Below are 23,464 nucleotides of genomic sequence, written 5' to 3' on the forward strand. Positions count from 1 at the left end.
GGGGTAGGATGCTACAAATCCAACGTCAATTGAACACAAGTATTATCCTGTGCTGTAACCGCAGAAGCGGCAACATTGGATACTGGGACGTCTTGGTCACCCCGATTGGGAATCCGTTGATCGACGGCTAACCAGTTGCGGAAAATTAGGAGACGGTCATCTTTGGGGATATCCAGACGATAAATCCGTAAGACCTTCTTCTGGCGACGTTGACAGCGTAAACAGGTTAAGCCATAGCCAATTTTGTCCAGGAAGCGGCGCAGAATCACCATCGGGGTGGAGTTTTTCGCTAAACCGATGCCGGTGGTGGTTTTGATGTCTTGCCGGTACTTCAACGCCAACTCCGCTAGTTTTTGTAAATCTGGGTCCCTGTTGGAGAGTTCCCGTTCCGGAGTTTCTAGGAATTTGTGAATCCCTAACAGGTGCATCGTTCCCACAGTGGCCCCAAGTTGAGAGCGGTTGAAGTCCGGTTGGAAGATTTGCCCTTGTCCCTGTTCAATGAGCTGTTGGGCGACTTGGCGATCGCGCTGGGCCAGGTAGGGCCGCCCCACAGTTAGGTAGTAGTGAAGCCGTAGTTTCTGATAGGCCCCCTGGTCATCTTGTTGCACTAAGGCTTCGGTGACTGGGACTTTATAACGACGGTGGAGTTCGTATTTGCGTAAGGCCCGGCGATCGCCTGAGCGTTTAACGAGCCGTTTCTTACAAGCCCGATATTCGGCTTCATTGAAGTCTGGGGCATTGACAATCGCCACACATTCCCGCTCATAGTTTTGCTGTTGCACCTCGGCGATGCGATCGTGCAGGGTGTCACAGGCAGATTTGGGGGCTTTGCGGGAGCGCGATCGCCGTTTGGCTGGGGCCACGGGACAAAGTTGGTGACCTTCGGCTTGTAGGGCCGCGACAATGGTACTGCGGTAATTGGCCATAGCGGCATTGAGGCGAACTCCCATTTTGGCCCAACAGCCTAGAGACTCAGCCTGAAAGCCGACATCAATATCATCAATCCCCTCAAAATCGGCTTGTTGCAGCAGACGCACATTGAGTTGAGTTAAACGTTTGCCAGAAGTCAATAAACCGGGAATTGAGGTGGACCCATTGCCCACCTTATTAAAGCCATAGGGGGCAGCCCAGAGATAGCGAGGAACCGCCTCCCGCACTCGGGCCATGGCTTGGCGAACCGTGTTGGTGGATTGGACCCCTTGGGCGATCGCCCAGACGGAGGTAAACAAACCCAATTCGTCAATACTGACCCCAGTTTCCAGGGCCGGGGAGGCGAGGACGAGATCATACTCTTGCAGACAGTCATTGAGATGCCGGGTGCAGTGATAGGCGGGATGTTTGGGATCGGCCACGGATTCGGCGTCGATGCGGAGGATGCGATGTTGGGGGAATTTTTCGCGGAAATAGGCTTCGAGCGATCGCGTCCCCCAACGACTGGTGAGTTTCTGGGCGGAGAGACAGACGAAGGGTTTACCACCGTTCTCGATATAGGTTTCCAGGTCTTTGACAAACCGTTTGGGAGTGCTGTCGCTGTAGTGATGAACCTGCCAGGATTCCTCAGCCTCGGGTTTCCAGGAATTGGCAATGAGATAGGGTTGGGCCTCGACGGCGGCCAGGCTACAGAGGTACTCCAGGGCCATATCACTCAAATCTGCATCAGCGACAAGGACTTGACCCTGATGGCCCAGGGTATTTTCCAGCAACCGTTTGAGCGATCGCAACACCGCCACCCGTTGATTGCGACAGGTATCGGAGTTTAAACCATGCCAGAGGACTTGTTCGACTTCATCGATAATCACCAGGGCATTCTGCCAATAGTCGGGGTCAAATTGGGCTTGAGAGTCCCCATGAAGGGAATCAATACAGAGTCCCATCCCCACCTCGGGATGTTGGGGTTGGGCCAGTTGACTCACATAGGGCAACTCAAACCGTTGACAAAGGGCTTCCACCAATTGCACACGATGGCCCAAGACTAGGACTTTCTGGTGTCGGGCTTTGGCTTGCTGAACCACTTGGGCCAACAGTTGGGTTTTACCGGTTCCCTTGGGGGAATGAATCGCCACCAGGGGTTGATTCCCAGGAATCGAGATGTCTCCGAGATAGCGACGGTTGAGTTCTTGGGCCGGGGGAACTGTGAGGGCGTTGAGGGATTGGGCTTTCCAGGTATTCAGGGGGAGGGCCGTTTTCACGGCCTCATGGAAGGCCTCAACCCCCTGGTTGGCGATGAAATCATCCACTCCTTTACCCTCATTGGGATTCCAGGTGACGATATGCACCGGACAACCCGCTTGATTGAGAAGATAGCCAGTGCGTTGTAGGGCTGTATTGACCGCTTTAATGGTTTTGGGTTTGCGATCGCAGTCAAAGACCAGATACATGGGGCGATCGCCCTGGCTAAGCCGTTGCAGTTGAGGAATCAGCCGGGATTTGCCGCGACGCTGGCCCCATTGATCTCGTTCCACGCGATAGCCGCCATTAATTCCCGGTAGGGCAATAGCTGCATAGCCTGCACTGAGGAGAGTTCCGGCTTTTTTAGCTCCTTCGGTGATGTGGAGGGGAATTTGGGGATGTTCTAATAACCATTGCCAGAAGCCCAAATCCGATTTCGCCTCATCGATGGCACTGTGGGAGAGGGGGACTCCCGCGCGATCGGCGATCGCCTGCCACAGATGCAAGGGAACCCGCAACGCGAAGACTCCCGTGGCGGTTTTCGGGGGATGTTCATACTTAATGGCTTTCCCCTGACCCTCGGGATTTAGACCCCCTTGAGCGCGAGGCTGATTGGGTTTGAAGCAACCCCAGAGGTCATCCTCTCCCGTCAACAGATTAATCCCGGAACACCACCAGCCCCCAGCTTCGATATGGCGATAGCGTTGCAAGATGGGGCTAGAGAGGCGACCGTCATTGCGGCGTGGCATCTCGTTGCCATAAAAGAGATAATCGTAAGGGCGGGTTCCTTCTAAAGACAGCACGTTAAGACGGGTCAGCGCCTCATCAACTTGGCTGGCTGACCATTCGAGTAGGTGGTTCACGATTGTTGGGTTAAGTTCGAGCGTATGCGAGGAGTAGTGACTTTAGCATACGCTATATGTAGTGTGTCAACGGCTTGAATTTTTCCCAAAACTCTGTATCTGGGTAGAGGGAACAGGGAACAGGGAACAGGGAACAGGCAATCGGGTAGGGTGCGTCCCGGCTGCATTCAATTTTTGGCTTCAAGCGACTCGGATCAAACTGCCGGAACGCACCGCTTTGAGGCAAGAGGCTTGTGGTTGCTCTGGCTGAAACCGCTACAATTGGACAGCGGAGAGGGTGGCAGGAGATAGACTGGCGTTAATATCAATGTCTATCTCTTGACAAAAACCTTAAATTGTAGTAGAGAGTGCGGGTAACATGATGGGAGTCGGCGATCGCCTACGTCAGTTCTGGCGGGCATTAACTCAAGAGGAGAATGATGCCACCCGAGAGGCTTCATCCCAGGTGCGGTTGATGCAAACAACGCAGCAACTCAACAATTTGCTGCAACGGCATCAACTTCAGCCAGGAATCGATTATTGTATTAGCTTGCAATCCCGTCAAGTGCAAGTTTCCCTCGATAGCCTCCGGGCCCAGGAGGTTGTTCGCTCTCATCCTGAACTGCGGTTACGCTTTGATGAGTTATTCGCCTGTCTTGGAGAGATTGACGGACGAGCGGGCTATCCCTGTCGCTTGGAAAAGTCGGCGGCCTATCGCGCCAGTTGGAAACGGGCTTCAGGTCGATAATAGCAGCCAGAGCGAGCGAATCCGGGGACTCCCTAGATCGTCTAAACACGACCCAGGAAGCCCCCCCATTGAGTTTAGCGATCGACGGACCCCATAATCACATCGATGCTACCGAGAATGGCCACAATATCCGCCACTTTCGCCCCCCGTAGGATATGGGGCAGAATTTGCAGGTTATTGAAGTCGGCGGCGCGGATTTTGAAGCGCCAGGGGAAGATGTTGTTATTCCCCTTGATGAACACTCCCAGTTCACCCTTCCCGGATTCGAGGCGCACATAATGTTCCCCTTCTGGGATTTTGAAGGTGGGAGGAATGCGTTTGCCCATAAACTGATAATCAAAGTCATTCCATTCTGACTTCGGACCTTCGGCCATACGACGGGCTTCGAGATTCTCAAAGGGACCGCCAGGAAGTTGTTTCAGGGCTTGACGAATCATTTTGACCGACTCGCGCATCTCGCGAATCCGCACCAAATATCGGGCGTAACAATCCCCTTCCGTTTCCCAATGCACGTCCCAGTCGAGTTCGTCGTAACATTCATAGGAATCGACCTTACGCAAGTCCCATTTGACCCCGGAGGCCCGTAGCATCGGACCGGAGAGACCCCAGTTGATGGCTTCCTCACGGCTAACGACGCCAATTCCTTGAATCCGACGGCGGAAGATGGGGTTATTGGTGATGAGTTTTTCGTACTCGTCAACTTTGGGGTCGAAGTAGTCGCAGAAGTCTTCGCATTTGTCCACCCAACCATAGGGGAGATCAGCGGCGACGCCACCGATGCGGAAGTAGTTGTTATTGATGAGTCGCTGACCTGTGGCGGCTTCCCAGAGGTCATAAATCAGTTCCCGTTCCCGGAAGATGTAGAAAAAGGGGGTTTGTGCACCCACGTCCGCGAGGAAGGGGCCAAGCCAGAGGAGGTGGTTGGCGATGCGGTTGAGTTCCAGCATAATCATGCGGATGTAGCTGGCCCGCTTGGGAACCTCGACCCCAGCTAGTTGTTCTGGGGCGTTGACGGTGATGGCTTCGTTGAACATCCCGGCGGCGTAGTCCCAACGACTCACGTAGGGGACAAACATCACGTTCGTACGACTTTCGGCGATTTTCTCCATACCTCGGTGAAGATAGCCGATGACGGGTTCGCAGTCGATGACATCTTCGCCGTCGAGGGTGACAATCAGACGTAGAACGCCGTGCATTGAGGGATGGTGCGGTCCCATGTTGAGCACCATCGGTTCGGTTCGAGTTTCGAGGTTAGGCATAAGGTTAGGACGTATCAGGTTGGGTTTGTTTCAGCGAAAGCTGTTAGCGTTTAAGAGGCTGGTTGCGGGTCGTGACTGTCCCGTTTCGCTGTATTTTCGATGTATCGTTTTGTTTCACCGTTGCCCTTATTATAGGGAACATGGGGGATTAGCTTGACTGAGATTGCACAAAATTCTAGAGATTTCAACTCCACGCCGTTTGAGCATATTTCGGTGCTGGCCCGTGAGGTGCTGGAGTATCTTCAGGTGCGTCCGGGGGGCCGTTATCTGGATGCGACGCTGGGGGCTGGGGGCCATAGTCGCTTGATTTTAGAGGCGGCCCCGGAGACTCAGGTGGTGGGGATTGACCGCGATGAGATGGCGTTGGAGACGGCCCGGCAGAATTTAGGGGAGTATGGCGATCGCATCTCGTTTTGGCGGGGTAATTTCGCTGAGTTTCCCTATTATGAGGCTGAGTTTGATGGCATCATTGCTGATTTGGGGGTCAGTTCTGGCCAGTTGGATGTCCCGGAACGGGGGTTTAGTTTCCGTCAGGAGGCCCCCCTGGATATGCGCATGGATTGCCGACAATCTCTGACGGCGGGGGAGTTGATTAATCACGCTGATGAGCGGGAGTTGGCGGATATCTTTTATCACTATGGGGAGGAACGCCTCTCGCGCCGAATTGCTCGGGCCATTGTCCAACAGCGACCGTTCTCGACCACCACTGAGTTGGCTGGGGCGATCGCCGCTGTGGTCCCTCGTCGCTACCGCTATGGCCGCATTCACCCCGCTACACGGGTGTTTCAAGGGTTACGCATTGCCGTGAATCAGGAATTGGAGAGTCTGGAAACCTGGCTCGATCGCGCCCCGGACGGGCTAGTGCTGGGGGGACGTATTGGCGCCATTAGTTTTCACAGTCTTGAAGATCGCCTGGTGAAACATCGTTGGCGAGAGCAAGAACGGCTCAAGGTCTTGACAAAAAAGCCGATTTGTCCTCAAGACGATGAACGGGAGGCCAACCCGCGATCGCGCTCGGCCAAACTGCGCTTTGCCCAACGTCAGGGGTAAATGTCGCGCGATCGAGAATCCCACTCAGGTAAAGAGTCCTGAAAACCGGACGATTCCCTGAGTTTGGGGCGTTTTTTGCCCAAGCTTCCCCTATATGTTCTGGAGAATTTAGGAATTCTCCGTGCCATTGCGGTCGCTCTCGGGGAAATCTTGGGTTAGGATGACTAAGATGCGATCGCCCAACGGTCAAGCACTCAAAATTTGCGCCGGACGGTTCCAAACTATCGCTCATTCTCATAACGTCACTGAATCACAGCAGCGCGGTTACCGAGTCCTACTCGGCTGGCCCCCTCATCTGTGGTCAAACCCTGTGAACTAGCCCACGAGTTGGAGATGGCATGAGTCGGGGAAAAGAAAAAAAACTCAAACTCCTCGTGGTTGACGACGAAACGGACAACCTCGATTTGTTGTATCGGACGTTTCGACGGGAGTTTCAAGTCTACAAAGCGGAAAGCGCACTATCCGCCCTACAAGTCCTGGAAGAGCGGGGCGAGATGGCAATTATCATCTCTGACCAGCGAATGCCGGAGATGAACGGGACGGAATTTTTAAGCAAAACCGTTGACCGCTATCCAGATACCATTCGCATCCTCTTAACGGGATACACCGATGTTGAAGACCTCGTCGAAGCCATTAACTCCGGTCAGGTCTTTAAATACATCACTAAGCCTTGGAACCCTGAAGAACTCAAAACCGTTGTCCAGCAAGCTTCGGAGACCTACAAGGTTGTTAAGCAACGCACCAATGAACTCAACCGCATTTTGCGCCGTGAGTCACTGCTGAATGCAATCATGACGGCGGTACGGGAATCTCTCGATTATGAGAGTATGCTGGCCACCATTGTCGAGACGGTCGGCCGCAACTTTGATGCGTCGGGAACGAAACTCTATCCCGTTGAGGGCGAGAAACTGCGCAGTTCTGGAGCCGTGTCCTATCGGTCCGACGAATCTGAGGAGTTGGCCGCCAGCCCTTATAACGAAGACCTGGTCCAGTCCGTGGTTCAGGGCCGTGAACGTGAATGGGTCCAGGATGATGAGTCGAGTACCTCGCATCTAGCGGTTCCGCTGATTTATCAACAGAATTTGCTGGCTATCCTGGCACTCTATCAGACGGGAAGTGATAGCCCTTGGTCTGATGAAGATGTGCGGCTCCTGGAATTGGTGGCTGAACAGGCGGCGTTGGCCCTGTCTCAAGCCCGACTCTATCAACGCACTCAGGAACAAGCTGAGAAAATGTTGGCTGAGTTGGATGTGGCGCGACAAATTCAGTCGAATCTATTGCGTCAGAGCCTACCGGAGTCGGAAACGGAGAAAGTCCAAGCCTGTTGTTATCCGGCCCGAGGCGTTGGGGGAGACTTTTTTGAGGTCTATCCTCATCCCCAAGGAGACTTATGGTTAGCCCTGGGGGATGTGTCCGGGAAAGGGGTTCCGGCGGCCCTGTTTATGGCCAGTGCGATGTCTGTGATGCGTCGGGAACTGGCTCAGGATAATCCGCCACCCCCGGATGAGATGATGCAAAATCTCAACCGCAGTCTGTCTGATGACTTAATCAGCAATAACTGTTTTATTACGATGGTTCTGGCCCGCTATACGCCGGCTACCCGTCAGTTGGTGTATGCCAATGCTGGACATATTTATCCCCTGATTTGGCCCCATCGCAGCATGGTTCAAGAGGTTCAGGACGGTAAACCGGTGACAGCGGAGCCGAATTTCTTGAAAACTCGCGGCATTCCCTTGGGGATTCTCCCGGTTTGGAAAGCGAAAGCGGGGGATCTCACCCTGAAGTCAGGGGATGTGTTTCTACTGACCAGTGATGGGATTACTGAGGCCAGTGTCACCCAAGTGGATGAGACGGGCCAGGAGACGACGGTCATGCTGCAACAGGAGGGCCTATGGGACCTGTTGCAACAGGAAGGGTCTCCGATGGATTTATCCCATCTACTCGATCGCGTTCGAGGGAATACCCAAGAGCAAGAAGACGACCAAACGATACTCTCTCTGGAGGTTCTGTAATTTCATGAAGACGGAGCTACATGTTCCTAGCGAACTACGGTTTTTGAATATCGTTGAGAACTGGCTACTGGGCTGTCTCGAAATGGATCTCGGTGAGAGCGTTGATTGGGCGAGACAGTCGAATCGCTTACGGCTGGTTCTGGCTGAGGCGTTCTCCAATGTGGTTCGCCATGCTCACCGCGATCGCCCCCATTTGCCGGTCTGGGTTCGTCTGGAACTCAAGGACAGTGATATTTGTTTAGAGGTCTGGGATTATGGTCGCGGCTATAATCTCAATGAGTACATGGCCCCGACTCCGGAAGCGATGCAAGAGGGAGGCTATGGTTGGCTGATTATGAATCGCCTCATGGACCATGTGGAGTACACGTTACAGGTGGACATGGAAGGACGGAATTGTCTGAAGTTGGAAGCCAATCTCGTGGAAAAATCAGAAGCCCCCAAAACGAAAGCCTAGCCACCTCGGGCCCTAGGTGATGCGCCTAGAGGTGATGCGCCTAGGAGTCCATGGGGGCTAGGGTCCGGTTTACTGGCCAAATTCGAGTCGGGCTTGTTCTACGTACTCGACGGTGACGGAATTGGATTCTGCGTCTCGGGCGAGTTCTTCGATACGCTGTCTGGCCTGCGATCGCACGAAGTAGGGAATATTTTTAAGTTTGGCGGTGGCCTCAGGAGTCCACTGGAGTTCGTCGCCAAAATCAAACTCGGGCATAGGTGTGTATAAAAAGTGACTGTAATTGGTTCTTATTCTATAAGAGGGAACAGGGAACAGGGAACAGGGGGAAGAAGGCAAGAGGCATAACCCACCCCTACCCCTCCCAGGAGGGGATGGCAAGAGGGTTACCACTTCAGGCACAGAGGACACAGAGGAAGAGGAGGGGGGAAGAGGCAATAGGCAATAGGGAACGGCAGCCGTTGGGGTTGCTGTTTTTTTGTGCTGTCTCCGATGGAGTGGCTGAAAAAATCTGAGCCGGCCTCTGGCGCGATCGCCCCAGGTCGGATAAAGTAAAGTAATGTGAAGATTATTAGGATTGCGTTAACATTTAGCTAAAATCACGCCCTGCCCTAGTACATCAGCCAATCCCCTGTAGCCATCATGCCAAACCTCAAACGCACTCTCGGATGTTTTCTGGCCACCTGCGTTGCCCTTATGACTTGGGCTGTGTCGCCGGCCTATGCCTTCGATAACCCGGAACTGCTGCCGGATGTTCAAACCCCCATCATTGACCTGGCAGACACCCTCACGAGCGTCCAGGAAGAACAGCTTATTGCCACCCTTGACCAACTCGAAGCCGAAACAGGCTACAAACTCCGAGTTCTGACTCAGTTCGATCGCACCCCCGGACGGGCCGTTAAAGAATTTTGGCAACTCGACGATAAAAGCGTTTTACTGATTGCCGATTCTCGTGGGGGGAATCTCTTAGGCTTCAATGTCGGCGATGCTGTTTATAACTTAATGCCTCGCACCTTCTGGATTGAACTACAAACTCGCTACGGCAATCAGTTCTTTGTCCGGGATAATGGGGAAGACCAATCCATCTTGCAATCCCTGCAATCCGTAGAAGGCTGTCTACGTCAGGGAGGGTGTCAGGTAGTTCCGGGACTGCCTCGGGAACAATGGATTCTCACCTTAGTGACCTCGGCGTTAGGCGGTATTGTCTGCGGCTTTGCGGCTCAGCCTCGGGATGGCAAAGTGTTCGCCTGGCAATGGGCCTTAATCTTCTCACCCCTGTGGGGCATTCTCTTTATCGCCTTCGGGATTGGCCCAGTGGTAACCCGGACTTCGGACTGGCTACCCCTGACTCGTAATATCTTGGCCTTTGCCCTTGGCGCTTTAGTGGCCTATCTGACTCCCGTTATCAATCAGTCGGCTTCCGATGCAACCCATTAAACCTGGTAAGGTGGATGGGAATCACTGACCCGGTTTTACCCCCTTATGGAGTGGCATTCAACAGAAGCTCAAGGCCTGAGCATTGTCGATCGCGAGTTTGGTCCGTCTGACCTTTCTCCGGCTGAGTATCATATTATCCGCCAAGTCATTTATGAAACAGCGGATTTCGAGTACAAAAGCTTAATCCGCTTTTCGGAAACGGCGCTTCAGGAAGGGGCCGCTGCTCTGGCGGCTCGGACAACCCTGGTGGTGGATGTTCCCATGGTTCAAGTGGGGATCACAGCCAACATCATGGAAACCTTCGCTAATCCGGTGTATTGCAGTATGGATGCTCTGACTCGGCCTCAGAAGGAGAAGACTAAAGCCGCCTGGGGTATTGAAACCCTGGCGCGGCGCTATCCAGAAGGGATTTTTGTGGTGGGACAGTCTCAGACGGCCTTGATGTCTCTGGTGGAACTGATTGAGTCTGAAGCCATCCGTCCGGCGCTGGTGGTTAGCACTCCCACGGGGTTTAATGAGATTGATTTCCTTAAAGAACGTCTCAATGATTCCCGGATTCCTCATATTCGCAGTGCTGGACGTAAGGGTTCGGCGGTTGTGGCGGTGGCGATTCTCAATAGCTTGGTGGATTTGGCTTGGCAGGCTTATGGCATTATGGACAATTAACGGTTCATGTCATCGTTGAGATCCCTAGAGGCTGGCTGGTGGAAATTTCCCGTGCTGAGGTTCGGTTCGTGCTACAGACGTAAGAACGGATTACCGATAGGCTAGGGGTAATGGTATGGCGGGTGTGACAGTTTTGCTGACGGCCATGCCGGTTCCCGACGACACAAAAGAAAGGAGTTGTCGTGCTGCTATCTTGCCCATTGACCTTAAGCCAATTACTTGCTCAACAGGATTGTCTCCCGGCGATCGCCCCTACGGGGGGTGATGGTCTCGATGTGGATCATCAATGGCGCGCTGCGGTGACGGCCCTGAATCATCTGTTGCGATCGCCCTCTCGGGCCCAGTCGGCGGTGGCGGGCCTGATGATTTGCGCCCCCACCCCGGTTCTCAGTGATGGGGGATCTGGGGAGGATTTCAAAACTTGGATGATTCACTCCCCGGGGGGCGATCGCCTCGGCCAGTCTCAAGCCTGTCTCCCGGGTGCGTCTTCTACGGTTTCTAAAAAGGCGACCGCCGCTCGGGGGCTATCTTTGGCAGCCGATGACCCCCTAACCCAAGAGCAATTTGCCCTCATCCTAACGGCTGAGTGGAGTTTGGTGATGGTGCGAGGTTGGGGAGAGGGCGGAGAACCCCTCTTTCAATATTCCTTTGAACCGGAGTTGGTGACGGCGGCCTGGCAGCTACTGCGCGATCGCCTTCAAGGGGACGAACCCCTGGCTGAAATTGAACGACAGTGGCAGCGCTATCCCCCCGTTGAGCCTCACTACAAGATGGTGATGCGGTTTGGGCAAATGCTGTTCTACTCCGCCACCACGGACCGCCAGAGTTCGGGAGCCAGTTCACCTCATGGCAAGTGGGCCTCGTTCCGAACCAACTTTTGCGTGGATGTGCCCTCGAAAGCGGTGTTTGAGACGCCCTTCAACCCCCAGCCTTCAGAAGCCCCGGATGTGGAGTTATTGCGGGCTATGGCCCATGAGGTGCGGACTCCCTTGACGACCATTCGCACCTTCACCAAACTCATTTTAAAACGGCCGGATATTCCCCAAGGGGTTCGTCCTTGGCTCGAACAGATTGATCGTGAATGTAGCGAGCAGATTGGACGCTTTGAACTAATTTTTAAGGCGGTTGAGTTGGAAACGGGGGAGCGATCGCCCTCGCCCATGCACTTAACCGCCACCTCCTTAGCGGATGTGGTGGATAGCTGCATCCCGCGCTGGCAAAAGCAAGCCAGTCGTCGCAGTTTGAAGTTAGATGTATTACTGCCCCAACAGATGCCCCAAGTGGTGAGCGATCCGAATTTACTGGATCGGGTGTTAACGGGGGCGATCGACCATTTCACCTGTCGCCTACCGGTGGGGAGCCATATCCAAGTCAAGGTCATGCCGGCCGGCCATCAGTTAAAGCTGCAACTCAAAGCCAATTCAGACTCTAAACAAACCCCGAACGTACACACGGCACCGTCGTTTAAGTCCATCGGACAACTTCTCAACGTTCAACCGGAAACGGGCAATATCAGCCTCAATCTCTCGGCCACAAAGAATCTCTTTCAGGCCTTAGGGGGGAAACTCATCGTCCGCCACCGCCCCCAACAGGGGGAGATTCTGACGATTTTTCTACCCCTGAACTAAGGGAACAAGAGTTCGGGATAAGCGAAACAACTGAAACTCTTGTCCAGGAAAGGGTTTAGCCAATCTACCCTGAGACGATGCCGACGGGGGATTCGCAACAAGCTGGTTGAGTGTGCCTATTGTCAAAAGCTGAATTTATTAACAGCCGCGTCAGCTCAAGAAAGGGAGGAGCCGTATAAGCTAAAAATTCAACCCGGGTTCCCCTCTGTGCCTACCTCAAGAGCTGCTTGGGTCAATCTACGGGGATTAGCTTCGTCGACTAGACTTGGCTTATTAGATTAAGGTTCCTGAGCAAGATCTAAGATACGCCGGTATAGCTGAGAACTGACGCGGAACCCAGCCTGGTTAATTAAGGCATCCATAACGGATTGAACTTCAGGGATGAGGCGTCTTTGCTTAGCAACGAGCAAAATGCCCAGAACACCAATGATAGGCAGTCCAAGCCGAACCGCCTCTTGTCGTCCTAAACGTTCATCAATAAGCAGATCATCAGCGGATACCTCAAATGCGAGTGCAATCGCATTGGCTTCCCCAGCATCGAGTCCTCGTTCTTGTTGCAGTTGGTTAGCGATCTCGAAATTGGTGAGGGATTGGGTTTGAATCCAGCCCAGTTGCAGAATCGCTGGAATAGTGGGATGGCTGGCAACAGCTAATTCACGAGCAACAACATCCGGAATAATGACAGTTTGGTAAATGGCTTCTAGCAACCAGAGATGCTCAACAATGGCAAGATTGGATAGGGCAGAGGTATCACTGACGACGATCATAGCCAGCCCCGGTCACGCAGGTGTTGAACATCTTGCTCTAAGTCTTCCACATCGTAGTGAACACAAATACCACGATCTGCCAGAAGCTTTTGAAAGTTCATCACTTCGATTCCAGCAATTTTACTGGCACAGCTAAGGGAAATTCGCTCTTGCTGAAACAGGGAAATGGCAATTTCTCGAAGCCAATCGCTCTGATTAAAGGTTTCAGTTTGGCTGAGGTTATCAGGTAGGTTGAGTGTGATTTTCATTGACTCTTGCTGTCGCGTACTGGCTTTTAATTGGCTCTTCTGGGGATAGGAAAATAAGCAAAACTTATATAAAGTAAGTTCCGGATAAGCTAAATAACGTGAGTTCGGCTTAACCCGAACTCAACGTTAAGGGAGAGTCAGATTTAGGATTTCGAGCGAGGCGGGGGAATCTCAGGAGCGCGATCGCCCCCCAAGCTCGGATATCCCTGTTGCTCAAATTCCTCCACAAAATCCGTGTCTTTATAGCGAGGGGTCTCCCCCCCAGACTCGCGGGAAGGATTCCCCTGTTGTTGACGGCGTTGTTGTTTAAGCTTTGCTTTACGTCCCATAGCCAATCATCCTCCGGGTTCTCGTCGTGCTGAGGGCGACCACCACTTCGACTATCGCTCAGTGACCAGGGTTCGCCCCTACGTCTTTTCTACTGCCTGCTGCCTAATTCTTAAAATACTCCGGCTCCTGCCCCGGTGTCCATTTAATGTTGCAGCCGATGCTGGGTTTTTGTTCTGGGGGGACCGGTTGGCCGGCTAAGGTTTGTTCGATCGCAGCCCGTAAATCCTTCCCATTGACCGGTTTATCATTACCCGGGCGGCTATCATCGAGTTGACCGCGATAGACGAGTGTGCGATCGCCCCCAAAAAGGAAGAAATCAGGAGTACAGGCGGCGGTGTAGGCTTTGGCCACGGCTTGGGTTTCGTCGTAACAGAGGGGGAAGTTGAACCCTAGAGTTTGGGCCATGCGTTTGAGATGTTCTGGGGCATCAGCGGGGTGGGTAGAGATATCGTTGGCACTGATGGCCACCACCCCTAAGCCTTGGTCCGCGTAATCATGACCAATTTTAGCCAGTTCCTCTTGAACGTGTTTGACAAAGGGGCAATGCTCACAAAGGAAAATCACCAACAGGGCCGTCTTGCCAGTAAAGGAATCCAGGCTGATGACGTCCCCGGAGACCGTGTCAGGGAGGGCAAATTCTGGGGCGGAGGTTCCCAGATCGAGCATCGTCGAGGGGGTGCGTACCATCGTCAAAAACTCCTCAATCGCTAGTGGTTTTTAGGGTATATCCCTTCTAGCTTAGGGAATTTTTCCTAATTCTGGCAAACCGGATGCAAGGCTCGATGGTTCCCGTTCCTGCTCATCGACACTGGGAGATAGCTGGGTTCTGGCGGTCATGTCCCTTGGATTTTTTAACCGGAATCGTTTGTCAAGTTGATACTATTATTTGCTTTTTGTCAAGGTATTGATGTTACATTTGTGATCTAAGATAACTAAGTTTAAAGAAGTCTAAATAAAAAACAAATAATTCCCCTAAACCTAGTAATTTCTTTTAGAGTAATAGCAGGCCTGGGCTGCGTCTCCCACGAGGTTCAAAAACACGTCATGCACACACCGAAACGCCTTGGAATTTTGACCAGTGGCGGTGATTGTCCTGGCCTCAATGCCGCAATCCGAGCGGTTGTCAGCCATGCCACTCTCACCTATGGCTGGGAAGTGTTGGGGATTCCCTATGCCACTGAAGGCCTCCTAGAACGTAAAGCCGTTGCCCTGAATGTCCATGGGCTAGATATGCGGGGGATTGACCCGATGTTAAGTACGGGCGGAACGATTCTGGGGTCAATCAATCGGGGTCCGACGGAGGCTCATGCAGCGGATATCATTGCCGGGTATCATGCCCTAGAATTGGATGCTTTGATTGCCATCGGGGGTGATGGAAGTTTAGCGATTTTGTCCCAGTTAGCGCGTCAGGGAAACTGGAATCTGGTTGGGATTCCCAAAACCATTGATAATGACGTGGCGTTGACGGAATGTTCGATTGGTTTTGATACGGCGGTGAATACCCTGGTGGATGCGCTCCATAAACTCAGTTATACTGCCGCGAGTCACGATCGCGTGATGGTTCTGGAAACGATGGGGCGTACGGCGGGCCATTTGGCGTTGCGAGGGGGCATTGCTGGGGGGGCTGATGTGATTCTGATGCCGGAAATTCCCTATAGTATTGAGGCGGTTTGTCGGCAAATTAGTGAGTTGCGCGATCGCTGGGGTCATAAGTTTGCCATTGTCCTAGTGGCGGAAGGGGCGAAAACCCTCTCGGGAGAGTCTCGGGAATATCGCGACGCTCAGGGAGAAATCCGCTTGCGGGGGATTGGGGAATATGTCACGGATGAGATTTGTCGTTGCACCAATAATGGCATTGAGGCTCGCGTTAGTGTTTTAGGCCATGTGCAGCGGGGGGGGATTCCCTCGGCCTTTGACCGCGTTTTGGCTTCAGTATTGGGCAAGGGAGCCGTCGATTTGGTGGCTCAGGACCAGTTCGCTCAGATGGTGGTCTGGCAAAATGGTGGTGTGCGATCGGTATCCCTCGGGGAAGTCTGCGCTCGCAGTCCCCGTTTAGTGACTCCTGAGGGAGATTTGGTGCAAACCGCTCGGGCCCTGGGAATTTATGTGGGCGAGTTGGATGTCCCAGCGAAGGTGGGTTCAGAAGATGTATTGACCCATTAAGGCGGCCGCTGGCGTTGGGGGGGGATCGCGTCGGGGTACAATGGAGGACGGTTATTTTTTAAAATGACGCTCTCGATGAGCGGCCGAGGTTAGACCGACTCATCTGTATGATCAAGACTTTCATTTGTACATTCAACGCCGACGCGACCCCTAATAAACTCGCATGACTGTAACTGCCGACGCTACTCCGATGGTCTCCACTCAACCCCGTCGCCGAGCCGTATTCCCCTTTACGGCGATTGTGGGACAAGAGGAAATGAAACTTGCTCTGTTGCTCAATGTCATTGACCCAAAGGTGGGTGGGGTGATGATTATGGGCGATCGCGGAACGGGAAAATCCACCACAATTCGGGCGTTGGCGGACTTACTCCCGGAAATGGAGGTGGTGGCCGATGACCCCTTTAGTAGTGACCCTCATAATCCTGAATTGATGAGTGATGAGGTGCGCGATCGCTTGGCCGAGGGGGAAACACTCCCGGTGGCGAAGAAAAAAGTGACGATGGTGGATTTACCCCTGGGGGCGACGGAAGACCGGGTTTGTGGCACCATCGATATTGAAAAAGCTCTTTCGGAAGGGGTGAAAGCCTTTGAACCGGGATTGCTGGCTAAGGCCAATCGCGGCATTCTCTATGTGGATGAGGTGAATTTGCTGGATGACCACCTGGTGGATGTTCTGTTGGACTCCGCTGCTTCGGGTTGGAATACGGTGGAACGGGAAGGGATTTCGATCCGCCACCCGGCGAGTTTTGTCTTGGTGGGGTCCGGGAACCCGGAGGAAGGGGAGTTACGACCCCAGTTGTTGGACCGGTTTGGGATGCACGCCGAGATTCGCACCGTGCGGGACCCGGAGTTACGGGTGAAAATTGTTGAGGAGCGATCGCAGTTCGATCGCAATCCCCAGGATTACCTCAGTCAGCATCAGGAAAGCCAACAGGCCTTACAGGAGAGGTTGCTGCAAGCCCAAAGTCTGTTACCTTCGGTGGAGATTAACCATGAGTTGCGGGTGCAGATTTCTCAAGTCTGTGCTGAGTTGGATGTGGACGGACTGCGGGGGGATATTGTCACGAACCGCGCGGCGAAAGCTTTAGCGGCGTTTGAGGGACGTACGGAGGTCACTCTGGACGATATCCGCCGCATTATTACCCTCTGTCTGCGTCACCGTCTCCGGAAAGACCCCATGGAAACCATTGATTCAGGAACTAAGGTGGAGAAGGTGTTTTCTGAGGTGTTCGGGGTTTCTCTGGATGAGAATTAAGGGTTTGCTGTCTCAAGGATGACGGCCAAAGTGCGTATCTTGGGACTCGATCCGGGGTTAGCACGTTTGGGGTTTGGGGCGATCATGGTTGAGGATGATCGCCCTAAACCTCTTGATTTTGGTATTATCCAGACGCCGGCCAAACAGCCGATTGGCGATCGCCTCCAGACGATTTATGAGGATTTACATGCTCTATGTGAGCAGTTTTCCCCGGAATTGGTGGTGGTGGAGAAGCTGTTTTTCTATCGCATGAGTAATCTGATTTCTGTGGCCCAGGCCCGAGGGGTGATTCTCTTGGTGTTAGCTCAACATCGATTACCCTTAGTGGAACTGACGCCGGGACAGGTGAAACAGTCGTTAACTGGCTATGGGAATGCGTCTAAGTTGGAGGTGCAGGAGGCGGTGGCCCGGGAGTTAGATTTGGATGAGATTCCTAAACCCGATGATGCGGCGGATGCTCTGGCGGTGGCGATCGCTGGCTCGTTTTTTGCTTCGAGTTGAGTCAAGTCTGGCAACTCTGGCATGGGTCTGGTTACGGAATTTTTGGCGTTGCTTTTTACCGCTATATCCATTCCTAGTATGGCGATCGCTACCGTCCAACCAGTTTATCTCGCAGGTGTTTAATGCGATCGCGCAACCGGGCCGCCGTCTCAAACTCCAAAGTTTTCGCCGCTTCCTGCATCTCCAGTTCAAGTTGTTGAATCAGTTCCGGAATCTGGGATAAGGGAATCTCATCCACCTGTTCATAGGCCGTTTCCAATTGTTGCCGATTCAGCCGGCGGGAAATCTCTAAAAAGGAGAGAATGGAGTTATCAATGGTTTTGACAATCGACCTGGGCGTAATCCCATGTTTCTCATTATACTCTAACTGAATCTCCCGTCGCCGCTGAGTTTCCGAAATTGCCTTCTCCATACTTTTGGTGAGATTATCTGCATAGAGAATCGCTTGTCCGCGAACATGACGAGCGGCGCGGCCAATGGTTTGAATCAGCGATCGCTCGGCCCGCAAAAAACCCTCTTTATCGGCATCTAAAATCGCCACCAGAGACACTTCCGGCAAATCCAATCCCTCTCGCAACAGATTCACCCCAATCAAGACATCAAACTCGCCCTGACGCAACGATTGCAAAATTTCAATTCGTTCAATGGAGTTGATATCAGAATGGAGATACCGCACTAACACCCCCCGCTCTTGGAAGTATTCCGTTAAATCTTCCGCCATGCGTTTGGTGAGCGTTGTCACCAGAGTGCGTTCTTTGCGGGAGATGCGATCGCGAAGTTCTCCCAACAAATCATCCACCTGGCCCTCCGTCGGTCGGACAAAGATTTCCGGGTCAACCACTCCCGTCGGGCGAATAATTTGCTCAACCACGTCTCCCTCAGATATCTCAAGTTCCCAATTTCCGGGAGTTGCCGAGACGAACACACATTGACGAACTTTCTGCCAAAACTCATCCGCTTTCAAGGGACGATTATCCGCCGCACTGGGAAGGCGAAAGCCGTGGTCAATCAAAATCCGTTTTCTCGCTTGGTCGCCATTGTACATTCCCCGAATTTGGGGAACGGTGACGTGAGACTCATCGACGACTAACAACCAATCCTGGGGGAAATAATCCACTAAACATTCCGGCGGTTGTCCCGCATCTCGTCCCGCTAAATGTCGCGAGTAATTCTCCACTCCATTGGTATATCCCACTTCCCGCAACATATCTAAGTCATAGCGGGTGCGTTGGGCTAAGCGTTGGGCTTCTAGGAGTTTTCCGGCTTTTTCAAGGACATCTAGTTGCCTATCCAGTTCCGATTCAATGGCATCACAGGCAATTTCGAGGCGATCGCCCGGCGTGACAAAGTGGCGGGCTGGATAAACTCGCAAGTGATTTACACTATAAATCACCTCTCCCGTCACCGGGTCAATATAGCGAATGGCATCAATTTCATCCCCAAAAAACTCAATCCGAATCAACCGGTCTTCATAAGCCGGGCCAATTTCCACCACATCCCCTTTCACCCGAAACTTCCCCCGTCCCATTTCCAAATCATTGCGCTGATATTGAATGGTAACCAAATCCCGCAACAATTGCCGCTGGTCAATTTCTTGTCCGACCTCAAAGAGAATCGAGGCTTTCAGATATTCGCTAGGAATCCCCAGTCCATAAATACAACTAATGGAGGCGACTACAATCACATCCCGTCGTTCAAATAAAGAGCGCGTCGCGGAATGGCGCAACATATCAATCTCATCGTTAATTGAGGCGGTTTTCTCAATATAGGTATCGGTGACGGGGATATAGGCTTCGGGCTGATAGTAATCGTAATAACTGACAAAATACTCAACGGCGTTGTCGGGAAAGAAGCCCCGCAACTCATTACAAAGTTGCGCCGCTAGGGTTTTATTATGGGCTAGAACGAGGGTGGGCTTGCCGAGATTTTCAATGACTCGGGCCATGGTGTAGGTTTTTCCCGTTCCCGTTGCCCCGAGTAAGGTTTGGAAGCGGTTATTTTGTTGTAACCCCTGGCTGAGTTGAGTAATGGCTTGAGGTTGGTCGCCGGTGGCTTTAAAGGGAGAGGTAAACCGGAAAGATGTCATGGTAGAACTTGTTACAAGAAATCCCAGAATTGGCTTGACAAAAAAGTAGGAAAAGTTTAGAGTGGTATTATATAGGCTATTTTTGGGTGTATTGTGCCTAATTTTGCGGGATTGAGGAGATTGTGATGGGATTCAGCGTCCTCGGACTGTTGCTGCTGGGTTTGCAAGCCGTCCCGGAGGCCTTGCAGCCCAAGAATGTGGCGGACTTTGTGGTTTTCGAGAGGGAGGTGGCGGAACCCGTGTCTGAGGGGGAGTCCCTACGACTTTACGATGTCCATATCGCTATTATGTACGATCGCACCCACAATTGGTGTGAGCAGGAGGGGTTTCGGGAACAGTTAACTTGGACTTACGCCGCCGACGGCGGAAACCTCATCTTGGGAGAATTTGCGATTTCCTGTCGCGAGGCTAGACGAGTTTCTCGTCGCTACGGCTTGGACTCCGCCCTAGAGTTTATGGTTCCAGAACGTCGTCAGTCCCGTTGGCAGCGATTTGTCAATCGCTTGCATCCTCTGACTGACTCCGAGAGCGATTTAAGTCTACCATAGGCGATCGCAGTTCAAGACAAATCCCGGCAAAACTCCTTCCCCAGATAGGGTTGAGGGAGAGTTCGCTACTTCCACCGGTTGCTGAGGACGATAAATCTGGACGGTTTGAGAACTTGGGTCAATTAGCCATGCCAACCGAGTCCCATTCTCAATATAGTCTTGCATTTTATCCTCTAACCGGGTTAAAGAATCTGTCCGCGATCGCAATTCCACGACAAAATCGGGACAAAGGGGCAAAAATCCCTGTTTCTCCTCAGCCGTCAACCCCTCCCAGCGTTCCCGAGGAATCCAGGCCGCATCCGGCGAACGGTTGGCCCTATTGGGGAGTTTGAACCCTGTTGAGGAGTCGAAGGCGATTCCCAATTGCGTCTGACGGTTCCACACTCCCAACTCAACGGCGAGTTCAAAATTACGACGTCCCGTTTCACCACCCGTCGGAGGCATAATAATCAGAGTTCCGTTAGGGTTGCGTTCAAACCGTAAATCGGGGTTATCCTGACAGAGTTGGAAAAACTGCTCGTCATCGAGATGGAATGCGTCTGTATTTAGAGTTACGCTGTTCATCATAGCCACAGGCGATCGCAGTTCAAGACAAATCCCGGCAAAACCCCTTCTCCAGAGAGTTGTGAGGGAGAGTTTGCTACGTCCACCGGTTGCTGAGGACGATAAATCTGGACGGTTTGAGAACTTGGGTCAATTAGCCATGCCAACCGAGTCCCATTCTCAATATAATCTTGCATTTTATCCTCTAACCGGCTTAAAGAATCCGTCTGCGATCGCAATTCCACGACAAAATCGGGACAAAGGGGCAAAAACCCCTGTTTCTCCTCAGCCGTCAACCCCTCCCAGCGTTCCCGGGGAATCCAGGCCGCATCCGGCGAACGGTTGGCCCCATTAGGGAGTTTGAACCCCGTTGAGGAGTCAAACACCACCCCCGAATCCGTCGCATCACACCAATTGAGGAGTTGTTGAACAATCCGGGCGTTACGATATCCCGTTTCCCCACCCGTCGGAGGCATAATAATCAGAGTTCCGTTAGGGTTGCGTTCAAACCGTAAATCAGGGTTATCCTGACAGAGTTGGAAAAACCGCTCATCATCGAGATGGAGAGCGTCCATATTTAGCGTTAAGCTATTCATCGCGGGGCAAACCCCCTTCCTCGAAACCATCTAGCCCCCATCGTAAACCCCAGGCCCCCCAGCCGTCACCGACTATGCAATTGATTCTTTTCAGCAAACCCGACTGTCATCTCTGCGAAGGCTTACAGGAAAAACTCGAACAAATCGAGTCTGTCTCCCTAGAAATCCGGGATATCACCCAAAACGAGGAGTGGTTTCAACGCTATCAATATGAGGTTCCCGTCTTGTTCGCGGTGGATGCGTCTGGGGGAGAACATCCCATCCCCCGTCCCTCTCCCCGGTCGAATGTGGCACAATTGCAGCAGATGTTACAGAAGTATGAGTCCCCCTCCGGCTAAAACAATCGCCAAGCGATGGGTTATGTTCATTATGGAACCGCTGCGTTCCGGCAAGTTCGAGGTTGTCGCTTCCAGGCCAAGATTCCACGAAGCCCGAACGCCCCCCCCTCTTGCCTTTTGCCTCTTGCCTCTTGCCTCTTGCCTCTTGCCTCTTGCCTCTTGCCTCTTGCCTCTTGCCTCTTGCCTCTTGCCTCTTGCCTCTTGCCTCTTGCCTCTTGCCTCTTGCCTAAATTATGAAACTCCGTGAACTTCTCGCTGCAATTCCCAATCTAAACAGCCTCCCCGAACATCCTTCCTTAGAGATGGAAATTAAGGGACTCAGTACCAATTCCCATGCTTGTCAGAGGGGAGATGTATTCATTGGAATGCCGGGAACGCGGGTAGATGGGGGTGAGTTTTGGCCCGGGGCCATGAAAGCCGGGGCCGTAGCCGCGATTGTTTCAGAAGCGGTGTTGCAGAAGTATCCGGCCCAGTCGGGGGAATGTGTGATTGCGGTTCCTGATGTGACGAAGGCTTGCGGCTATCTCTCCAGTTGCTTTTACGGCTATCCGGGACACCACTTGTCCCTGGTGGGGGTGACGGGAACCAATGGCAAAACTACCACCACCCATTTAATTGAGTTTTTGTTGCGGGAAGCTGGCAAATCGACGGCCTTGTTTGGGACCCTATACGCCCGCTGGCAGGGCTTTGAACAGGTGGCAACTCATACAACCCCGTTTTCGATCCATTTACAAGACCAACTCGCTCAAGCCCGAAATGCCGGGGCTGAGGTGGGGGTCATGGAAGTCAGTTCTCATGCCTTGGCCCAGTCGCGGGTGTTGGGTTGTGAGTTTGAGGTGGCGGCGTTTACCAATTTGACCCAAGACCATCTGGATTATCATGAGAATATGGATGAGTATTTTGCCGCTAAGGCCTTGTTGTTTTCGCCTCAGTATTTGAAAGGACAGGCGGTGGTGAATGTGGCCGATGCCTATGGACAATTGTTAGCGGATCAGATTCCGGCTGAGCGCGTTTGGACTTATGCTTGTGAGAAAACATCGGCGGATTTGTATACGGAGAATCTCACCTATACGCCGACGGGAGTCTCGGGAACCCTTCAGTCGCCTCAAGGGTCGGCGGCCTTTAGTTTGCCGTTGGTGGGTGAGTATAATATAGAGAATATGTTGGCCGCTGTGGGGGTTGTGCTTCATCTGGGGGTGGCCTTGGAGGATGTGGTGGCGGCGTTACCTCGTTTTCCGGGGGTTCCGGGGCGAATGGAACGGGTACAGGTGTCGCCTGGGCAGGATATTAGTGTGATTGTGGATTACGCCCATACTCCCGATAGTTTGGAGAATTTGTTGCAGGCGGCCCGGCCGTTTATTCCGGGGCGAATGCTTTGTGTGTTTGGCTGTGGGGGCGATCGCGATCGCACGAAACGGCCCTTGATGGGAGGGATTGCGGCCCGATTGGCGGATGTGGCGATCGTGACCTCAGATAATCCTCGGACTGAGAATCCTGATCGCATTATTCAGGATATTTTACAGGGGATTCCTGGAATTAGTAATCCCTGGGTCATTCCTGATCGCGCTGAAGCCATCCGTCGAGCGATTTTAGAGGCAAAACCGGGGGATGGAGTCTTAATTGCGGGGAAAGGCCATGAAGATTATCAGATTTTAGGGACTGAAAAAGTCCATTTTGATGACCGAGAACAAGCACGGGAGGGACTTCAACAACGTCTGTCCTCAACCGATTAATGTTTTTTGAATTTTTGACGATTGTAAGGATTGGAGTTAGCCTAGCGATAAAACATGGGTTCGCGGCGTTTTTTTCTCTAGTTCTGTTATTGGG

At 52.7% G+C, this 23,464-nt stretch carries 23 protein-coding genes; 13 read left to right on the top strand and 10 right to left on the bottom strand.

Annotation, left to right across the window (positions count from 1 at the left end; all coding sequences use genetic code 11):
* Nucleotides 1-11: 11 nt before the first annotated feature.
* On the bottom strand, nucleotides 12-3,032 hold the full coding sequence (locus NEA10_RS00315) for a plasmid replication protein, CyRepA1 family (RefSeq protein ID WP_252663253.1): 3,021 nt from the start codon (nucleotides 3,030-3,032) through the stop codon (nucleotides 12-14).
* 358 nt (nucleotides 3,033-3,390) lie between these two features.
* Between NEA10_RS00315 and NEA10_RS00320 the strand changes: the two genes are divergently transcribed.
* Complete coding sequence (locus NEA10_RS00320) at nucleotides 3,391-3,759, top strand: hypothetical protein (RefSeq protein ID WP_252663254.1); 369 nt, start codon at nucleotides 3,391-3,393, stop codon at nucleotides 3,757-3,759.
* Nucleotides 3,760-3,833: 74 nt separating this feature from the next.
* Here the strand turns inward: NEA10_RS00320 and NEA10_RS00325 are convergent, their stop codons facing one another.
* Nucleotides 3,834-5,018, bottom strand: coding sequence for an NAD(P)H-quinone oxidoreductase subunit H (locus NEA10_RS00325; RefSeq protein WP_252663255.1), 1,185 nt, complete (start codon nucleotides 5,016-5,018; stop codon nucleotides 3,834-3,836).
* 162 nt (nucleotides 5,019-5,180) lie between these two features.
* Here NEA10_RS00325 and rsmH point away from each other — a divergent pair, with 162 nt between their 5' ends.
* The 3 genes from rsmH to NEA10_RS00340 all read left to right on the top strand — a co-directional run bounded on the left by rsmH (nucleotide 5,181) and on the right by NEA10_RS00340 (nucleotide 8,534).
* On the top strand, nucleotides 5,181-6,068 hold the full coding sequence (gene rsmH, locus NEA10_RS00330) for a 16S rRNA (cytosine(1402)-N(4))-methyltransferase RsmH (RefSeq protein ID WP_374111885.1): 888 nt from the start codon (nucleotides 5,181-5,183) through the stop codon (nucleotides 6,066-6,068).
* Between the two features lie 338 nt (nucleotides 6,069-6,406).
* Entirely contained in the window at nucleotides 6,407-8,080 is a 1,674-nt protein-coding gene (locus NEA10_RS00335) for a SpoIIE family protein phosphatase (protein WP_252663256.1), read from the top strand.
* Nucleotides 8,081-8,084: 4 nt separating this feature from the next.
* The gene (locus tag NEA10_RS00340; RefSeq protein WP_252663257.1) at nucleotides 8,085-8,534 is read left to right on the top strand and encodes an ATP-binding protein; all 450 of its coding nucleotides are present in this window, start codon (nucleotides 8,085-8,087) and stop codon (nucleotides 8,532-8,534) included.
* 69 nt (nucleotides 8,535-8,603) lie between these two features.
* Here the strand turns inward: NEA10_RS00340 and NEA10_RS00345 are convergent, their stop codons facing one another.
* Nucleotides 8,604-8,789, bottom strand: a complete 186-nt coding sequence (locus tag NEA10_RS00345; protein WP_252663258.1) for a PCP reductase family protein — start codon at nucleotides 8,787-8,789, stop codon at nucleotides 8,604-8,606.
* Between the two features lie 384 nt (nucleotides 8,790-9,173).
* On the opposite strand from NEA10_RS00345, the gene NEA10_RS00350 reads away from it, so the two are divergent.
* The 3 genes from NEA10_RS00350 to NEA10_RS00360 all read left to right on the top strand — a co-directional run bounded on the left by NEA10_RS00350 (nucleotide 9,174) and on the right by NEA10_RS00360 (nucleotide 12,262).
* A complete protein-coding gene (locus tag NEA10_RS00350; RefSeq protein WP_252663259.1) occupies nucleotides 9,174-9,968 on the top strand; it encodes a TPM domain-containing protein in 795 nt (264 codons plus the stop codon).
* 45 nt (nucleotides 9,969-10,013) lie between these two features.
* Nucleotides 10,014-10,634, top strand: coding sequence for a precorrin-8X methylmutase (locus tag NEA10_RS00355; RefSeq protein ID WP_252663260.1), 621 nt, complete (start codon nucleotides 10,014-10,016; stop codon nucleotides 10,632-10,634).
* Between the two features lie 182 nt (nucleotides 10,635-10,816).
* Nucleotides 10,817-12,262 carry a sensor histidine kinase gene (locus tag NEA10_RS00360; RefSeq protein ID WP_252663261.1) on the top strand — a complete coding sequence of 482 codons (1,446 nt, stop codon included), beginning with the start codon at nucleotides 10,817-10,819 and terminating at the stop codon, nucleotides 12,260-12,262.
* 278 nt (nucleotides 12,263-12,540) lie between these two features.
* On the opposite strand, the gene NEA10_RS00365 is transcribed toward NEA10_RS00360, so the two are convergent.
* The 4 genes from NEA10_RS00365 to NEA10_RS00380 all read right to left on the bottom strand — a co-directional run bounded on the left by NEA10_RS00365 (nucleotide 12,541) and on the right by NEA10_RS00380 (nucleotide 14,294).
* Nucleotides 12,541-13,029 carry a PIN domain-containing protein gene (locus NEA10_RS00365; RefSeq protein WP_252663262.1) on the bottom strand — a complete coding sequence of 163 codons (489 nt, stop codon included), beginning with the start codon at nucleotides 13,027-13,029 and terminating at the stop codon, nucleotides 12,541-12,543.
* Nucleotides 13,026-13,277: a UPF0175 family protein gene (locus NEA10_RS00370; RefSeq protein ID WP_252663263.1), complete on the bottom strand. Its 252-nt coding sequence runs from the start codon at nucleotides 13,275-13,277 to the stop codon at nucleotides 13,026-13,028. Before NEA10_RS00370 ends, NEA10_RS00365 begins: the two co-directional genes overlap by 4 nt.
* 143 nt (nucleotides 13,278-13,420) lie before the next feature.
* Complete coding sequence (locus tag NEA10_RS00375) at nucleotides 13,421-13,606, bottom strand: hypothetical protein (RefSeq protein WP_252663264.1); 186 nt, start codon at nucleotides 13,604-13,606, stop codon at nucleotides 13,421-13,423.
* Nucleotides 13,607-13,709: 103 nt separating this feature from the next.
* Entirely contained in the window at nucleotides 13,710-14,294 is a 585-nt protein-coding gene (locus NEA10_RS00380; protein WP_252663265.1) for a thioredoxin family protein, read from the bottom strand.
* Nucleotides 14,295-14,651: 357 nt separating this feature from the next.
* Between NEA10_RS00380 and NEA10_RS00385 the strand changes: the two genes are divergently transcribed.
* The 3 genes from NEA10_RS00385 to ruvC all read left to right on the top strand — a co-directional run bounded on the left by NEA10_RS00385 (nucleotide 14,652) and on the right by ruvC (nucleotide 17,526).
* Nucleotides 14,652-15,770, top strand: coding sequence for an ATP-dependent 6-phosphofructokinase (locus NEA10_RS00385; RefSeq protein ID WP_252663266.1), 1,119 nt, complete (start codon nucleotides 14,652-14,654; stop codon nucleotides 15,768-15,770).
* Nucleotides 15,771-15,933: 163 nt separating this feature from the next.
* Nucleotides 15,934-17,025 (top strand): magnesium chelatase ATPase subunit I, encoded by a 1,092-nt coding sequence (gene bchI, locus NEA10_RS00390; protein WP_252663267.1) that lies wholly within the window; start codon nucleotides 15,934-15,936, stop codon nucleotides 17,023-17,025.
* An 18-nt stretch (nucleotides 17,026-17,043) separates the two neighbouring features.
* Nucleotides 17,044-17,526 (top strand): crossover junction endodeoxyribonuclease RuvC, encoded by a 483-nt coding sequence (gene ruvC, locus NEA10_RS00395; RefSeq protein ID WP_252663268.1) that lies wholly within the window; start codon nucleotides 17,044-17,046, stop codon nucleotides 17,524-17,526.
* 88 nt (nucleotides 17,527-17,614) lie between these two features.
* Here ruvC and uvrB read toward each other — a convergent pair whose 3' ends face one another.
* Nucleotides 17,615-19,612 (bottom strand): excinuclease ABC subunit UvrB, encoded by a 1,998-nt coding sequence (gene uvrB / locus NEA10_RS00400; RefSeq protein WP_252663269.1) that lies wholly within the window; start codon nucleotides 19,610-19,612, stop codon nucleotides 17,615-17,617.
* A 125-nt stretch (nucleotides 19,613-19,737) separates the two neighbouring features.
* On the opposite strand from uvrB, the gene NEA10_RS00405 reads away from it, so the two are divergent.
* Nucleotides 19,738-20,160, top strand: coding sequence for a hypothetical protein (locus NEA10_RS00405; protein WP_252663270.1), 423 nt, complete (start codon nucleotides 19,738-19,740; stop codon nucleotides 20,158-20,160).
* On the opposite strand, the gene NEA10_RS00410 is transcribed toward NEA10_RS00405, so the two are convergent.
* A complete protein-coding gene (locus NEA10_RS00410; protein WP_252665236.1) occupies nucleotides 20,152-20,724 on the bottom strand; it encodes a Uma2 family endonuclease in 573 nt (190 codons plus the stop codon). The two genes, NEA10_RS00405 and NEA10_RS00410, sit on opposite strands and share 9 nt — an antisense overlap.
* Entirely contained in the window at nucleotides 20,724-21,299 is a 576-nt protein-coding gene (locus NEA10_RS00415; protein WP_252663271.1) for a Uma2 family endonuclease, read from the bottom strand. The genes NEA10_RS00410 and NEA10_RS00415 overlap by 1 nt, the downstream gene beginning before the upstream one ends.
* Nucleotides 21,300-21,373: 74 nt before the next feature.
* On the opposite strand from NEA10_RS00415, the gene NEA10_RS00420 reads away from it, so the two are divergent.
* Together NEA10_RS00420 and NEA10_RS00425 are read left to right on the top strand one after the other, a co-directional pair.
* The gene (locus tag NEA10_RS00420) at nucleotides 21,374-21,637 is read left to right on the top strand and encodes a glutaredoxin family protein (RefSeq protein ID WP_252663272.1); all 264 of its coding nucleotides are present in this window, start codon (nucleotides 21,374-21,376) and stop codon (nucleotides 21,635-21,637) included.
* A gap of 233 nt (nucleotides 21,638-21,870) precedes the next feature.
* Complete coding sequence (locus NEA10_RS00425; RefSeq protein ID WP_252663273.1) at nucleotides 21,871-23,370, top strand: UDP-N-acetylmuramoyl-L-alanyl-D-glutamate--2,6-diaminopimelate ligase; 1,500 nt, start codon at nucleotides 21,871-21,873, stop codon at nucleotides 23,368-23,370.
* Nucleotides 23,371-23,464: the final 94 nt, after the last annotated feature.

Origin of the sequence: Phormidium yuhuli AB48 (assembly GCF_023983615.1) — a bacterium.
Taxonomy (GTDB): domain Bacteria; phylum Cyanobacteriota; class Cyanobacteriia; order Cyanobacteriales; family Geitlerinemataceae; genus Sodalinema; species Sodalinema yuhuli.